The sequence below is a fragment of the Roseomonas sp. TAS13 genome (genome assembly GCF_001950415.1).
Taxonomy (GTDB): Bacteria; Pseudomonadota; Alphaproteobacteria; order Acetobacterales; family Acetobacteraceae; genus Roseomonas; species Roseomonas mucosa.
In genome coordinates, this window is record NZ_BDLP01000684.1 from 1 (window position 1) to 1,139 (window position 1,139).

The window sequence follows — 1,139 nt, forward strand, 5'->3', positions numbered from 1 at the left end:
GAGGCCAGCCAGTCGCGCGGCGGCAGCGTCGGTTCCGGCGCCACGGCGATGGCGGCGGCGAGGCGGTCGCCATCCAGCAGCACGGCGCGGTGCAGCCCGGCGGCGGTGTCCTCCAGCAGCATCCATTCCCCCTCCGGCAGCAGGGCGCGGAGCCGGGCGAAGGCCTCGGCGGGGGTTTCCCGTCCGGCCAGCTCGTGCCGCCAGCCGCCCTCGACGGGCGACACGGCGCACCAGGGGGCGAGATCGGTGCCGTAGTTTTGCTGCGCGATCAGGAAGCCGTGCCAGCCTGCCGCGAAGGGGCGGGCGCGGAAGGGGACGTGCTTCAGCTCGGGCTGGCCGCTCACCGGGTCCGGCGTGCCGCCCATGCTGGCATTGACCCGCGCCGCCGGGGCGAAGCGCGCCGTCCAGTGCATCGGCACGAAGCCGCAGCCGGGCTGCATCCCCGGGTCCAGCTTCAGCCGCAGCACTGCCTTGCCGTGCGGGCTTTCCACCTGCACCAGGCTGCCCTCCGGAGCGGGTGCGTCACCGGGGTTCAGGGTCAGCAGCGGCTCCGGCGCCTGGGCCATCAGGCGCGGCACGGCGCCGGTGCGGGTCATGGTGTGCCACTGGTCGCGCAGCCGCCCGGTCATCAGGCGCAGCGGGAATTCCCCGGTGACGCTCTCGGCGGGCGCACGGAAGGGGGTGGCCACGAAGCGCAGCCGGTGGGCCTGCTGGTCCTCCGTGCCGAGCAGCCGCGCGGGGGCGGGGCCGTCCGCCGGGCAGGGCCAGCGGGTCGGAGGCATGGCGTCGTAGCCGGCGTCGTCCAGTGCGGCGAGGGCGGAGATGTCGAAGCGGCGCGTGCCCTTGTTGCCCAGGCCGGACAGGGTGGCGTGCTCGCGGAAGATGTCGGCCGGGCCGTTCCAGGCGAAGCCGCCATGGCCCAGGCGCTTCGCCACCTCGGCCAGGATCCACCAGTCCTGCCGCGCCTCGCCGGGCGGGGGCAGGAAGCGGCGCTGGCGGCTGATGACGCGCTCGCTGTTGGTGACGGTGCCATCCTTCTCGCCCCAGGACAGGGCCGGCAGACGCACATGCGCCATGTCCAGCGTCTCGGCGCGCCAGGAATTCTCCGACACGACCAGGAAGGGCGCCTTGCGCAGCGC

At 74.8% G+C, this 1,139-nt stretch carries 1 protein-coding gene; it reads right to left on the reverse strand.

The genetic code is table 11. The annotated features are described in order from the left end of the window. Positions 1-1,139, reverse strand: a 1,139-nt coding sequence (locus tag ROTAS13_RS24830; protein ID WP_171979245.1) for a molybdopterin oxidoreductase family protein, incomplete at both ends; no start/stop codon positions are given.